The organism is Anabaena sp. CCY 9613, from assembly GCF_963920895.1.
Lineage (GTDB): Bacteria > Cyanobacteriota > Cyanobacteriia > Cyanobacteriales > Nostocaceae > Cyanocohniella.
Map to the genome: position 1 here is coordinate 1 of NZ_CAWUDE010000013.1, position 15,047 is coordinate 15,047.

The 15,047-nt window shown below is 39.1% G+C and carries 8 protein-coding genes; 5 read left to right on the forward strand and 3 right to left on the reverse strand.

What is annotated here, in order from left to right:
- The 5 genes from ACM0OT_RS15910 to ACM0OT_RS15930 form a co-directional block, all read left to right on the forward strand.
- Window positions 1-1,339, forward strand: a 1,339-nt coding sequence (locus tag ACM0OT_RS15910) for an NAD(P)/FAD-dependent oxidoreductase (RefSeq protein WP_414565338.1), incomplete at its 5' end; no start/stop codon positions are given.
- Between the two features lie 58 nt (window positions 1,340-1,397).
- Complete coding sequence (locus ACM0OT_RS15915) at window positions 1,398-1,937, forward strand: DoxX family protein (RefSeq protein ID WP_414565339.1); 540 nt, start codon at window positions 1,398-1,400, stop codon at window positions 1,935-1,937.
- Between the two features lie 115 nt (window positions 1,938-2,052).
- Window positions 2,053-3,237 carry an esterase-like activity of phytase family protein gene (locus tag ACM0OT_RS15920; protein WP_414565341.1) on the forward strand — a complete coding sequence of 395 codons (1,185 nt, stop codon included), beginning with the start codon at window positions 2,053-2,055 and terminating at the stop codon, window positions 3,235-3,237.
- A gap of 391 nt (window positions 3,238-3,628) precedes the next feature.
- On the forward strand, window positions 3,629-5,224 hold the full coding sequence (locus ACM0OT_RS15925; protein WP_414565342.1) for a serine/threonine protein kinase: 1,596 nt from the start codon (window positions 3,629-3,631) through the stop codon (window positions 5,222-5,224).
- 156 nt (window positions 5,225-5,380) lie between these two features.
- The gene (locus ACM0OT_RS15930; protein ID WP_414565343.1) at window positions 5,381-6,907 is read left to right on the forward strand and encodes a serine/threonine protein kinase; all 1,527 of its coding nucleotides are present in this window, start codon (window positions 5,381-5,383) and stop codon (window positions 6,905-6,907) included.
- A gap of 5 nt (window positions 6,908-6,912) precedes the next feature.
- Here ACM0OT_RS15930 and ACM0OT_RS15935 read toward each other — a convergent pair whose 3' ends face one another.
- The 3 genes from ACM0OT_RS15935 to ACM0OT_RS15945 form a co-directional block, all read right to left on the reverse strand.
- Window positions 6,913-9,267, reverse strand: coding sequence for a hypothetical protein (locus ACM0OT_RS15935; protein ID WP_414565344.1), 2,355 nt, complete (start codon window positions 9,265-9,267; stop codon window positions 6,913-6,915).
- 278 nt (window positions 9,268-9,545) lie between these two features.
- Window positions 9,546-9,968 (reverse strand): hypothetical protein, encoded by a 423-nt coding sequence (locus ACM0OT_RS15940; RefSeq protein ID WP_414565345.1) that lies wholly within the window; start codon window positions 9,966-9,968, stop codon window positions 9,546-9,548.
- Window positions 9,969-11,058: 1,090 nt separating this feature from the next.
- Window positions 11,059-14,922, reverse strand: a complete 3,864-nt coding sequence (locus tag ACM0OT_RS15945; RefSeq protein ID WP_414565346.1) for a DUF2157 domain-containing protein — start codon at window positions 14,920-14,922, stop codon at window positions 11,059-11,061.
- Between the last annotated feature and the right edge of the window lie 125 nt (window positions 14,923-15,047).

The window sequence follows — 15,047 nt, forward strand, 5'->3', positions numbered from 1 at the left end:
GATGGTTGTTTTACTGAAGCTCCGGTTTCAGCGAAGCAAGCCGGAGTACTTCACTATCTGTAATCACGCAAACTTCATGAAAAGTCCCCGCATTGTCATTGTTGGTGCTGGATTTGGTGGATTACAAGCTGCCCAATCTTTAGCTAATTCTGGAGCAGACGTATTATTAATTGATCGTCATAATTATCACACTTTTGTCCCTCTGCTGTATCAGGTTGCTACAAGTCAATTGGAACCAGAGTATATTGCTTATCCTATCCGCACGATTTTGCGGCGATTTTCTGGGAAACGACACAACGGTAAGCCCAAAGTCCAGTTTTGCATGGCTGAGGTGGAGAGAATTGATTTTACCGCGCAAATTGTGAAAACAGATCATGCAGCGATCGCTTATGATTTTTTGGTAATGGCTACTGGCTGTCAAGCTCAGTTTTTGGAGGTTCCTGGAGCCGCAGAATATGCTTTTGCTCTGAAAACTTTAAAACAGGCGGTGGCATTACGCAACCAAATTATCTCTTGTTTTGAACGCGCTAGCAAGGAAAAAAATCGATTGCGGCAAGAACAACTACTCACATTTGTGATTGTCGGCGGTGGTGCTACTGGTGTAGAAATGGCGGGAGCCTTAGTAGAAATGTTCCGAGGTAAGTTACGCCAAGATTATCCCACACTAGATATAGAACAAGTGAGACTGTTTTTAGTGCAATCAGGCGATCGCTTATTAACGGAATTTCCCCAAAAATTAGGAGTTTATACTTATAAAAAGTTACGCCAGTTGGGAGTAAAAATTTACTTACAAACCAAAGTCAGCGAAGTCACCCCAGGATCGGTGCATTTGCAAAACCATGAAGTGATTCCCAGTGCTACCGTAATTTGGACAGCAGGTTTAGAAGCCAACTCACCGGAAACATCTGAAGAACTAGCCACCGCTAAAAAAGGTAAATTGGTAGTTCATCCCACCCTGCAAGTGTTAGAGCAACCCCATGTTTATGCTATTGGGGATTTAGCTTATTTAGAGCAAAATGGTAAACCACTATCTGGGGTAGCACCAGAAGCACTGCAACAAGGCGTTGCGGTGGCGCGCAATATTCAAAAGCAGCTACAAGGTAAAGCACCAAAACCCTTTAGCTATTTCAACAAAGGCCGATTAGCAATTATTGGCTGTCACTCTGGTGTCGGCAAAATTGGCAATTTCACATTTACAGGCTTTTTAGCTTGGTTGATGTGGCTAGGAGTCCACCTAGTATACCTACCGGGATACCGTAGCCGCTTGCTAGTATTACTCACTTGGCTTTATACCTATTTATTAGGCGATCGCGCTGTGCGTTTACTTCTGTCTATGTAAACATTATTCCTGCAATTGCCGTCAATCAAATTGAATTCCTAGAGTCGGAGTTAAGTTAATGAATGAACACAAGCCATACATTAGTCTGAGACAAAAGGATATTGCGATCGCTTATTTGTTGTTGCGTATTCTCATCGGTGTAAATTACTTTAATCATGGATTTACTCGAATCTTCGACATTCCAGGATTTGTAGAACAAACAGTAGAGCAACTAGAAAATTCTTATTTCCCAGAATTTTTGGTAAGAATCAACTCTTACCTAGTACCCCCAGTTGAATTAATCGTAGGCGTGTTAATCACAATTGGGTTAGCAACTCGCGGTTCCCTCATAGCAACCTTTATCTTGATGATTATCTTAAAATTGGGTGTTACCTCAGTCCAGAACTGGGGTGCAGCTACATCAATGATAAGTTACGCTCTGGTACTATTTATTTTACTAGCGGCAAGCAGCTTCAATATTTATTCAATTGATCATTGGCGAAAAAACAAACTACCCAGCGTTGAATCTGCAACACCTTATGAACAAAATAGAAACAACTTTTTTACTTTCAAATTTGGTAAAAAGCGTCGTCGGCACCGTTTACCCACTCAATACTAGTTTTTAACTAACTTTTTTATTGTGGAACAGGCATCTTGCCTGTTCTAGACGCATCTGGTAGATATTTTAGAAGAGGCGATCGCCTAAATTAATAAATTAATTAGCAATTTTCTTCATGAAGCTAATCAAAAAAATTTTCAAGTTTCCCCGAATTATATATTTTGGGATTACAATTTTAATTCTTAGCATTTTACTCATAAATTTATCTACAGATGCCGTTGAAATTAGTGGTATAGAATTTATTGGTGAAGCAACTCTACCCAAAGGATTAATTTTCCAAAAAACTGAAGTTGGTGGCTTATCAGGAATTACCTACGATGCCAAGAACGATTTGTATTATGCCATTTCCGATGATCGAGGACAAAAAGCACCAGCCCGTTTCTACACTCTGAAAATAGACTTAAGCCAAGGTTATCTAAAAAATGGTGATGTTCAGCCTGTAGGTGTAACTACTTTGTTAGATCAAAATGGTCAAACATTTCCTGCGGGTGAAACCGACACAGAAGGTATTGCTTACACTAATCGAGAAACTGTCTTCATTTCTTCTGAAGGCGATGTCAGACAATTAATTGATCCTTTGATTAAAGAATTTTCTTTATCTTCTGGGAAGCTACTAGCAAAATTACCCATACCAAATAAATTCTTACCCGATAAAAATGGTAATCAAGGTATCCGCAACAATTTAGCTTTTGAAAGCCTCACCATTACCCCCAACAATCAGCATTTATTTACAGCTACCGAAAATGCTTTAATTCAAGATGGGCCAGCCGCTAAACCAAACCTTGGTAGTCCTTGCCGGATTTTGCAATATAATCTGCTCACCCATCAGCCAGAAAAAGAATTTCTGTACCAAACAGAACCAGTCCCGCAAATTTTAAATTTGACTGGTAGGTTTGCTAGTGGATTACCTGATTTATTAGCTTTGGATAATCAAGGACACTTCTTAAGTATAGAGCGGTCTTTTGCTGGTTTGGGATTTGCTCTTTCCCTGTTTCAAGTTTCTTTAGAAGGCGCTGATGAAATTCAAAATATCAATAGTCTTTTAGCAGATGAATCTGCAAACATCCAACCAGTCAGTAAAAAATTGTTATTAAATTTGAGCAAGTTAGATGTATTGTTAGACAACATCGAAGGTTTAACTCTCGGCCCTCGGCTACCAGATGGACAGCGCGCATTAATTCTTGTTAGTGACAATAATTTTCATTCATTACAACGTAACCAAATTCTTGCTTTTAAACTCAAAATAGAATCACCAATTATGAAATTCATCCGGCGTTTATTACCCAACTTACAGCCCTAAATTTATCCTACCAATTTGATATTTTTAATTTTGGATGAGAAAATTTTTCTTTCAATCTAAAATATTCGCTATGTTAACGTCAATTTAAAATTGTTTGACCGTGGATTTACTGTTATGACTAGGCAATTTGATCTAGTTGATTTATTGGTTCAGTGAATTTCCTCATACGCTTACTATAATCAATATGTTACATAATATTTAAGACTTTTTGCATAAGGATACGTAACATTTTTATCAAAAGTTAACCTAGGATTATTTTAATCTTTATCTTAGATGATTTATTTTATAAGTCTATTGAGATATTCGTTGATTACAATAAAAAGATTAAAGGTATGCTTCTATACCTGTTGTTAGGGTTAACAAATTATTTTATAGCGTAAAATTTCCCAAGATGCTGAATCCCAAAACTGAAGTAGACGTTTATATTGGAAAATTTTTAAATAATCGCTATTTAATAAAAGATTTGATTGGCAAAGGGGGAATGGGTAGAGTTTACTTGGCAGAAGATGTAGCCAAGGGAGGGATGCTGGTTGCTGTAAAAATTTTGATGATGAGTTTGGGAAATCAGCAAATATCCCAACGTTTTGCTAGAGAAATTTTTATTGGCGCTCAACTTGGTCGTAAAAGTAAAAATATTGTCCGAGTTTTGAGTTACGGCGTTACAGAAGATAAAACGCCCTTTTATGTTATGGAATATCTTCAGGGAAAAAATTTAAAAAATATTCTTAAAACTCAGCCACTAACACCATCAAAATTTTTAGATATTGGTTCTCAGATTTGTTTAGGTTTACAGTGCGCTCACCAAGGTATTAGCCTCAAAGGTGAGATTTATCCGATTGTGCATCGAGATATTAAACCAGAAAATATATTTATTACTGAAGATGCCAAACAAGGCGAAATTGTGCGGATTCTTGATTTTGGCATTGCTAAGTTCTTAACAGAACGTAGTGGTATGACTTTAACCGATTCTTTTATTGGTAGTTTACCTTACTGTTCTCCAGAACATATGGAAGGGCGCAAATTATTAGATGTCCGCTCTGATATATATAGTTTGGGAGTCTTAATGTTTGAAATGCTCACAGGAAAACATCCGTTTCAAACACAAACTAATTCCTTTGGTAGTTGGTATCAAGCCCATAGGTTTCAACTGCCTCCTACATTTGAAGAAGTAAACCCCCAAGTTAAAATACCACCAGAACTACAAAAATTAGTCATAAAATGTTTGGCGAAAGAAGTAGGCGATCGCCCGCAAAATATTGGTCAAATACTAGACGATTTAGAAGCAATTAAAGTTAAAATTAATACAAAAAACAATAGCGATATTGATAGTCAAAAACCTGTAGTGCCATTGCAATTAGTACCGCTAACTTCTGTCACTGAAAAAGAGTGTTTACAGAAAACTTGGCCTAAAAACAAACCAATTGCGCCTATAGGATTTCCTCATTTATTGCATAGTACTCAAGGCATTTTACCTACTTTTTGGGCAATGCTACCCCAACAGGAAATCGCCAGTTTCTTAGAAAAAACTCATAGTACTGAATTTATTGCCAAAATGAATATATATCCCATGTTAATGTGGGTAACAGTGCTATATGATGCCCAACTTTCTCTAACACGTTGGTTATCTTATTTTCTCGATATGAAAGATAATCGAGGGCAAAAAATAGTGAAGATTCTAGCAGATACAGGCTATTATCACTTATTATTCTTTGCCTTGGAAGAACCGACGCGTTGCGCCCACGTCATGACTTTAACTTTAACTGCTGTCCAACGTCAGCAACTTACAGATTGGTTAATGCTAAACCAAAAATCAAATGCCTTAATTTCTGCAAGCCAAGCTAAAACTCTTTTAAAATCAGAGTATGAAAAATTAAAAACGGAAATTATGAAAAAATTGTCAGTCAATCACCCAATTCAAAGGAATGATTTTAAAACTTGGGTGGCTAAAATATTCGGGAGATTTTTAAATTTCATTAAACATGATTAATCAATATGTGTAGCAATCAGAATATAAAAATTCGGATATGTAAACATAAAAAATAGCAAAAATCCAGAGGATATTTTCACAACTCATTGGGAAATGCTATAGAGAAAATTTTATCTGATGAAACTTTAAAATGCAGCGACAATAGAGGTTGTACAAGTGAATCAAAGTGCATTTACTTCTCCACATAATACAGGGTTGCTGGCCAAGCGCTATCAACTCAAGCACTTAATTGGCAGGGGTGGTATGGGAGAAGTTTTTTTAGCAGATGATATTTTACTAGGGGGAATACCCGTTGCCATTAAATTCCTTTCTCAAACTGTTTCGAGCGCCAAAATGAAACAGGACTTTGCCCGTGAAGCCTTAATGAGTGCAGCATTAAGTCAAAAAAGCCTACATATTGTGCGCGCACATGATTACGGCATCAGTGAAGAGGGGAAACTTTTTTATGTGATGGAATATCTCAATGGTAAAAGTTTAAAAGATTTAATTCCCATGCCTTTGCCTAAGTTTGTCGCCCTGGCGCGTCAGATTTGTTTGGGGTTACAGTGCGCTCATCAAGGTATTAATATCGATGGAAAAATTTATCCTTTAGTTCATAGAGATATCAAACCAGCTAATATATTAGTTGTCCCCGACCCGATATTAGGTCAGTTAGTCAAAATCCTAGATTTTGGTATAGCAAAATTTTTAAACTCTACTGCTACTATTAGCACCAACAAAGGCTTTAACGGCACTTTGCCTTACTCATCTCCCGAACAATTAGAGGGTAGCGAATTAGATAGTCGCTCTGATATATATAGTGTGGGAGTATTGATGTTTGAAATGCTCACCGGTGCTAAACCCTGGGAGCCAGAAACAGATTTATTTGGGGCTTGGTATAAAGCACATCATTTTGAAGCCCCGCGAGCGATCGCAGAGGTTAATCCTCAACTGAAAATACCTCAGCAGCTGAATAATTTAATTATGGCTTGTCTGGCGAAAATACCAAGCGATCGCCCCCAGAATATGACTACCATCTTACAAGTATTAAATAGTGTAGAAAAGTCTATTTGTCCTGGTTGGCCCACAACCTTAGCTACCCCATCCACCCGTAATATACCTGTAACGACTGGATTACCTATATTCAGAGAAAAAAATTGCAAGCAACTTGCATGGCCACAAAATAAACCGATTCAAGAAATTGTTTTTCCTCAGTTGCTAGATACTGCACAAGGGAGTATGGCCACACTATGGCTGATGTTGTCTCAACAGGAAATCCAAAAACGTGCCGATTCTCAGGTTTGTCACCAATTTATATTCATCACCTCTCCACATCCGATGCTGTTGTGGGTGACAGCACTTTATACTCTAGCACTAGGCCCGAAATGGTTACCCTGTTATCTGGATATGCAAAATCTCCAAAATCAAGCATTGGTGTATGCATTAGCCAACAAAGAAAGCTACCCTTTGATTTGCTTTACCTTAGAAGCGCCCCATTCCTGCGTCAAAGTTCTTAGTAGTCAAATAGATCCTCATCAGCAGCAAATGTTGAAAACCTGGGTAGCACAAAGTAAAGGTTTACCACCTTCATCTCAAGCTCATTTGAGCAAAAACTTGTTAAAGCAGCAGTATAAACAAATGCAAACCCAGATGTTAAAACAAATGGCATTAAATCCTCAGGTTGTAGTCACAGTTTCTAAGTAAGTCGTTCAAAAACGACCCCTCACAAATATACTGAAGATATTCTCCTTTGCTGCTAATTGATTACCCGAACTATCAGTGCCATAGTCATACTCATTATTTCTCCACGATAGATTGAGTGTGGGACTATTCTGATTTTGTCCGAGTGTAAAACTTGCTGTTGTACCATACACAGAGCGTCCAGCATTTTCATTAATCGGTGCATAATATGCGGATAAGGCAAAGTTGCGGTTAAATTGAATACCCAAACTTGTGACTAGAGTATTTTTAATTGAATCGGGGACAACATCTCCCACGTAGCTAGTTAACGCCAACCAAGTATTACCTAAATTGACTCTTGTTCTCAATGTCAATGAATTCACAAAGTCGTTGGGGCGAGTTTCTCTATCAAAAGCATAATTAACTCCAGTGGATAGGACTAAATTGCTATTTCGACTCAAGGTGATGCGTTTAGCGATATTACCTACGACTTGACTGTAGTAGTCAACATCAGGATTAACATAGGCAATTACACCACCGGAAAAACTCCATCCATTGGAGGTATTTTTAGTAAAATCTGCACCACCATAAGCTTTAATTTGGTCGGCACCTATGATACCAGTGTAATATCTCAAAACATCCTGTGTTCCTGTAATATTTCCTGTAAAACTGAGATGTGGTACATATTTGGTTGCTTCTCGATATCTGTTAGATGTTACATTATTAACTTCTTGATTTAAAATAGTCACATAGACTTGAGCATAAAAGTTTTGTAATTCTGCTGTGGAAAAATTTTGATTATTAATAGTAGAAGCAAAACTCACATTAGAGTCAAAGCCACCTTCTTCACCACCCTCAGATAAAACTGTCTGGGGACTAATTTGTTCAAAACGCGTACTAAGTTCAGAACTACGTTTAATTACAGGAGAAGCACCTAACCAGATACCATTAAAATTAGCAGCAGGTATTTGAGTTAAATTTGTTGCTTTGGACGGAACACTCTGCGCTCGCCCGATCCCTCCATGATAAGCAGTAAAACTATTAGCAGGTAGCCGGACATTATTAGCAGCTAAAAATAAATTATTATTGACATTAGAATTGACTCGATTCGCTGATCCGGCAATGCTAGGGTTAATATCTGGAAACAAACTATATCCTAGTTGCAAGGCTGTATTTAGTAAAGTATTTTCGTCATTCAAGATGAATCCAAATCCCCGTACTGTACGCCCTATCACAGCTTCACGATCATTAACTTTGATAATTTGTCTAATTCTAGAATAAACTGCTGCTGGTGTATTTTCTATTTCTTCCCTTCTGGTGATAGAAAGTTGATTACCAGTACTATTACCAAGAAATGAACCTGTGTTGGGTAAAGATAAGTTTATACCAATTTCTTGTCCATTAGCCCCAGATTGAAAACCCGGTTGCTGAATTGCAGCTAGTGTTTCTGGCGCTACTACATCACCTACTGTTGCAGTTTGAAAAATCCGATTTGGTATCAGGGTATCAGGGTTAATATCAGTAGATGTTAAGCCAGGAGTATATGTACATATATCATCTGGGTTAGTATCCGGTAAGAGACAAGAAGCAGTCAGGCTTAATTGGAGGTCTGTACCTAATACAGTTTGGGGTTCTTTGAGATTAACCATAATCTCTCTGGCTTTTCTCACCGTTTGCAGTTGTAGATATTCTCCTGTTTGGTCTACAGTAAAAATATTATTGGTTGTCAAATTTTCTTGGACTTGGCTATTAAGCTTGATAATTCCGTTAACATTAAAAGTAGTATTTTGAAGATTACTAAAGCTTGAACCTACACCTAGTTGTCCTTGAGTTAAATGATTAATTAATACACCATTAAGAGGGATGCTAGTTGTGCGTGGACGTATTTTTTGCGGATCAGCGACTCTGGGGGGAATAATATAATTTTGATCTATTTGGGGTGGTTCTTTTTTGGGAGATATTTGCTCAACTTCTATTTCATCAGCTTGAGGCTGTGGATCTGATGGTGGCTTTAGTGGATCTAGTTGTCTAGTATTCGATTCTGTTTGACTAAGTTTATTAGGAGTACAAGATTGTAGCTGAGAATTAATTTGATCTAAATCCGTAACTGCGTTAAATTCTTGTTGTCGGGCGTGGCTGGTAGTACAAGACGGAAACTGAGAATTATTTGGTGCTAAATCTGCTACTCTTAATGTTTGATTGTTATTTTCTGCTTCAGAGGTTGGTGACAAGTTTAATTTGCCATTACTATTTAAACCGTCCAACTCTAATGTATTTGTAGATATCTGAGCGCCAACTGCTTTGGAAAAAAATATTGTTGCTGAACTAAATAAAAGTACAAATGCTAGTTTTAAATTTTTGCGAAGCGAAATACTTATAAACATTTGTAACAGAAGTTCCAGAAATACCTGGAAAAATCAAATTTTCAGTCTACTTATAAATGAAACTGCACTACTGCTATTTAGCCTATGTGACTAGCATTTCTGAGTGTTTTGGATACAATAAGCTAGAGACACGAGGCTATCGTGTCTCTAACAGATAAACACAAAAGGGTTGGGGTAGAGAGAATTTTAGGACAGTATCAGTTTGTCGCCTTAATTCTTGATACCCTGATCATTTTCTGGTATTTCCCGGAAAAATGGATATATTTTGCCTAACAAAACTAAAATCCAGTTTCAATAGATCCAATGGGGGTTTCGGTGAAGGTAGCAATGGAGTTAGCTTGGCTGTCTCCTAAAGCTGTATCTGCGCCACCTGTGAGAGTAACGTTGCTGTAAACTTCGCTCTCACTAAAATTAGAGTCGGAGTAGGAATACAATCCGTTATCGCTGAGTAATTCGATGACGCCAGCGCTACCCAAAGCGGAAGCTGAAACAATACCACCGTTACCAGCAGCTGTAGCAGCTGCATCATTTTTACCGACAGCTCCAGCAGCAGCCATTTCAGTTACCAAACCATCAGCGTCAAGTGTAGCTGCTACAGCTCCAGCTGCACCACCTTCACCAGCAGAGGCTACAGAACCGAAGCCAAATACACTAGCGGAAACTGCAACTAACGCGATCGCTACTTTTTTGTTGAATTTCATCGACTTCTATTCCTAATTATTTAAACTTCAATGTGCTTGTGATGTCCGCATCTGACATTTGTGCTGGAGAAAATTTCACTATCTCAGTTACTGTTAGCAAAAATTGTTTGTTCAACGTCAGAAATATTGAATTTAAGGTGTGGTTACTCTTCAGTATCTGAAGTGAAATAACATTATATTTCGGCACAAATTAGGTTAAGTTTTGGTTAAAACTTGCAGTGCGTAAATCTGATGACAGAGTTATATTACTTAAAAGCAATTACTTAGTCAAGCGGTTAAAAATTAATTTAAATTAATTACGTATTTAAGCAATCAACTAGCTGTTCTTAACCTGATTTTAAAATACAAAAAAACAATTTTTGATAATTAAAACTAAACATCAAAAAATAAATAAAATTAATTGCAAGCTATCAATATTGAATGAATTCAAGAATAATTAGAGAAAATCAGCCTAATTTTTGGTTTTTTGCCTGAGAGGCAGCAATTGCTATCAATGGTATTTGAGTAATTTTTTGTATTCTCTACAACAAATAATAGCTATAGTAGCTCGATCCGATTTGTGAGTATTATTAATAGCCAAACACGTTGAAACTGTCAAGTCAAGCAAGAAACAATTTATAAATTCTTGATAAAATATAGACGCATCGCTAATGCTGTAAACGATTTAAAAATGGATAAAGGCGGAAAGTTTTTTACATCGTCTTTAAATTAATTGCATCAAAGCACTTACTAAGACCCACTATTTGATGAATATTTTAGGTTAAAAAAACATTAATAAAAAAGAAAGCTTTGGTTTGTATTTCTATATATTGCTGATTGTTAGCGAATAAAATCGTTCTGCATCACAAAATAGGGCACATTAATCAAAATGTACCTTAATATTTAACGTGAGTTCGACGGAACCTAACCCCAACCCCTTCCCTACGAGGGAAGGGGCAAAAAATCTACAGTTTGGTACGAAAAAATAGTGTTTTTAAGCCATCGAACTCACGTTAATATTTAAACTTGACGACAACTGAGGTCAGGCATTGCGATCGCACACGCCAGAAATCGCCGCCGCCATGCGGGTGATATTGACTAATCTAGTACATTAGTCCCATTCTTGAAGTTCATCCTTGATGTTGCGAACAAACGAACTTATTTGAGTCCGATGAGTTTCAAAGTTGGCAGCAATGGTAATCAGGATAATACCCACTAGCAAGCCCACAACCCATTTGGCGAAGGAGTAGCGTAAGCTAAAAATCACTAGTTGATCAATACTGATAATAAAGAAAGTAGCTGTACCAACATAGAGAAAAGCCCTGATTCGTAAAGCTAATCCAGTAAAAATAGCCACAAGGCTAAAAATTCCTGGTATCCAGGGTGTGCCTCGATTAAATAAAATTGCCCATCCACAAATTACACCAATGCCGAGTATGCGTAAACTGTGGCGCACTGTTTTGTATTCTGGTAACTTCAGTTGAGTGTCTACTTGGGCAATATACAGCAGTGATAAGCCAATGGGTGTCACATACCATAAATCATCACTCAAGAGTAAGTCATTAAACCAACGCCACAAAGCCGCATTAATTAATGCCACACTGATATATGTCCAGCGAATATTTTCACCCACCTTGGCCAAGAAGATATAAAAGCCAGCCGCTAGCAGTAAGGTAATGGGATAAACTTGCAGTCTAGTTTCCCATAAAATGATTAGCGGTATGATGTAGGCGACTTGTTGCCAAGGTCTTTTCGACCAACCCCAACGCTCCCAAGGTATGATGTAGAGAAAATAGGCAACTACGCAAGCGATCGCACCGTTCCAAGGTACTAAGGGGCCACCTAACCATTGTCCAACGGCTGTTTCGCGCCAGTAAACTCTCATGGCTGCTACCTGTAATAATCCCAGGTAAACCCACATTTCTCCGATGGTAATGGTGCCAAAAAAGCGCGGGACATCAGGCGATCGCCGTCCTTGAAAGAAGGCATATCTAATCAAAAATGCCCCAGTTGCTAATCCCACCAAACGGTTAACATCGATAGGAAGGGGAATGGCCGCCATTAATAAGCAGCTACTCCACAACCAGTGGACATGGGCGATACCTTTGAGTTCTTGGTAAGTCAGACGTAAGTAGCTGACAATCCAGGGGGTGAGGATGCGATAAGCATACATGATGCTAGTGCCTAGAGCAGACATGGCAATTAAACCATCACCTAATCCGCCACCTGAGGCTTGCAACATCTGATAAAACAGCAGTTCATAAGCAGCAAGGGAAACACCAATAATTCCTAAATACAGCAGCGGTTGGAAATTCTCCCTTCTTCTTCCTACGCCAATGAGAATCAAAGCTACGCCTAAAGTACACAACCCTGTCCAGTTGGTAAAAGTATCTAAACGCAGCACCACACTAAATGCACCATAGATTAAGGGTAAAATGTGGAAACTACTAGGTAATCTTTCTAGTTGGTATCGTCGTCGCCACCATTCGCCTAGCAGTTGAGTGATTAAACCTAAAGCAATGTTAGCGATAGCAATGTGAATAATTGCCTGTTCCCCAAAACCCAGCACCTCGGCGATGAACAATTCCACACCCCAACCGATGCCATAAAATGCCCAATTGCTTGGTGATTGCCAACTGCGGTAAGTAATTGCGGCTAAAGTGATTGCTATGGCAGTTAAGTACCATAATCCTGGTGTACTTATTCCCTGATAAACCAACGTCGAATGTAACGTCATCCCCAATAACTCAAGGCTACACAAGGCGATAGCCCATTGATCACTGGCGACTGCATATATAGTTGCCAATTCCCCATCACGTCGATTTAGTGTTGTTTTGGCTAACCATAAACAGAAAATAGCGATCGCACCCGCAACAAACCACCCGGCTATTGTCAGGCGAACGGGTATACTTGCCCACAATAAGGCCCCGATAAAACTCAGAGCAAAACCGATAGTCAGTTTCGCCGTTGCTGGATTTCTTAAATAACGCGTATTGGCGAACATCACCGCCGTAGCTACACCCAAACCAATCAATCTGGTTGTTGGTAAAGGTAAAGTCAATAGCTGGGTCATAATGACAGTTATGACACTAAAGAAAGTGGTCATCGGGCGACGCTGTGTATTTGTCCGACTAGCTAAGGCTGTAAGAGTCACAGGAGTAAGTAACCAAATTACACCCCAATCAGCCCAAGGGTTAACATTGCCATACCAAACTAATTCAGCGTTGAACCACAAGAGGGCGAAACTGAGAGTGGCTAGTGCTAAACCGATATACCATGCACTATATCGCCATAATCCATCGCCACTAAAGGCAAATACCCATTCTGCCACCATGAGTGTCAACAAAATGCCTGCCCAAATATGTACAGCCAGAGTTGGCCATAACCAATGAATAGTCGAAGCAAGTGTGAGTACTCCCACGATATGGGTGAGAAACACCAAAAAGGGCAGAGAACGGCGTTTGGTGATCACTGCGAGAGTGATGGTAGAAAATAGTAAATTAAGCGTTAACAGTGTGGGATTAACTAGGGCAATTGTGGTTAAGCAAATGCCCAATAACAAACTTAAAATTTCGCCAAATCGAGCTAATTGGGGCTTTTGGGCGCGATGTAGTCGGTCGGACACCGCCACCATGAAAATTAAGTAGGGAAATAAAGCTACACTCAGCAATGCCCAAGGTTCATTTTGAGCATAAGTGAGTTGGGTACCCACGGCGATCGCTAATTTCTGGAACTCAGCCGGGACTAATCGCCAACCCAGCCAAACTGTCTGTAAGCCAATAGCAAAAAATGCCGCCAAGTCAACCCGCAAGTTATATCTGTGCAAGCGACTACCGACAAACCACAAACCTAATCCGCTAACAGCTATGGCTTGTCCCGGATGATTGAATACTGTCACCAACCAACCGAGAACAAGTAAAATTCCCCCCAGAGATTGCCAAGGTATTTGGGGGGATGTGGGTTGTCTGTGTTGTGCTAACCACGTTACCAACCAACCACAAATGCCAATGGCTAAACCTAACTGAGTTACATCTACTCCATTAACAAAAATTGCCCGGACTAATAATAATCCCAACGCATAGATAATTACGGCAGCAAATAAACTCATCCCCAATGTTGGCTGCTGCTGACTTTGATTAGCTGGAGTGTTTGGGGGCTGCTGTTGGTAACGATTGTGATAAATAGTAATAATAGTTGTACCTATCATTGCCACGTAAATAGCAATTACAGGAAAGTTGGGTAGTTGCCAACCCCAATGCAGATAACTCAGTCCTAAAATATTGAATAAAGGTAATTTTCCAGGTGGTAAATGGGCAAAAACAGCCCGATTTTTGCAGAGTACAACAGTAATTAATGTCAGGATAGGACAGGCGATCGCCAGTGTCAACCAGTCCCCAGGATATCGCCACAACTGAAAGCTATCCATTGCCCAAAAGTTCACTGGTACTAACAACAGGGTGACAATTAGCAATGTTTGCGCTGTTAAGTTGAGATTATTTTGCCTGTTAGCCCAAAAGCTAAATCCCCAAAAACTCAAGGTATAAGCGAATAATACCCCATACTGTCCAGAGGCAGGAAACCTTTCCCACTGACTAGCAGCCAGTACGCCAGAGGAAACCACAACTAAAAATAAACCTAAAAACAATAGCCAACGGACACTTAATTCTGCCCCTAGCGATTGCAACATTGAGGTGACAAAGTTGGGTTCTGGTGGTGGTTTGGGAGTTTGTCGGCGGCTATTAGATGTTAAAGCCTCTACAGGTAAAGGTTTTACAGCATCAGAAATAGCTGTTTCCGGTTGAACTTGGGGGATGAATATTACCGGACAGACAAGAAACTCTCGGCATATTTGCCTGACTTGGGTATCCGATATCAAACCTAAGCGTAGCCAGATATCCAATCCTGCCAATAGCTGGGGATGGGAAGATGGTAGCCTGAGTTCAATTTTGACAAGGTGGTCAAGAGGCGATGACATAAGCCAACTGTATCGGTAGATACTTCTATCTTCATGGGATTAACATAAATTTATGCGATCGCTGTGCCACTTATTTTTGCTTACATCTACTCTCCAAGAAACTTAATATATAGGATTCCGGAAAA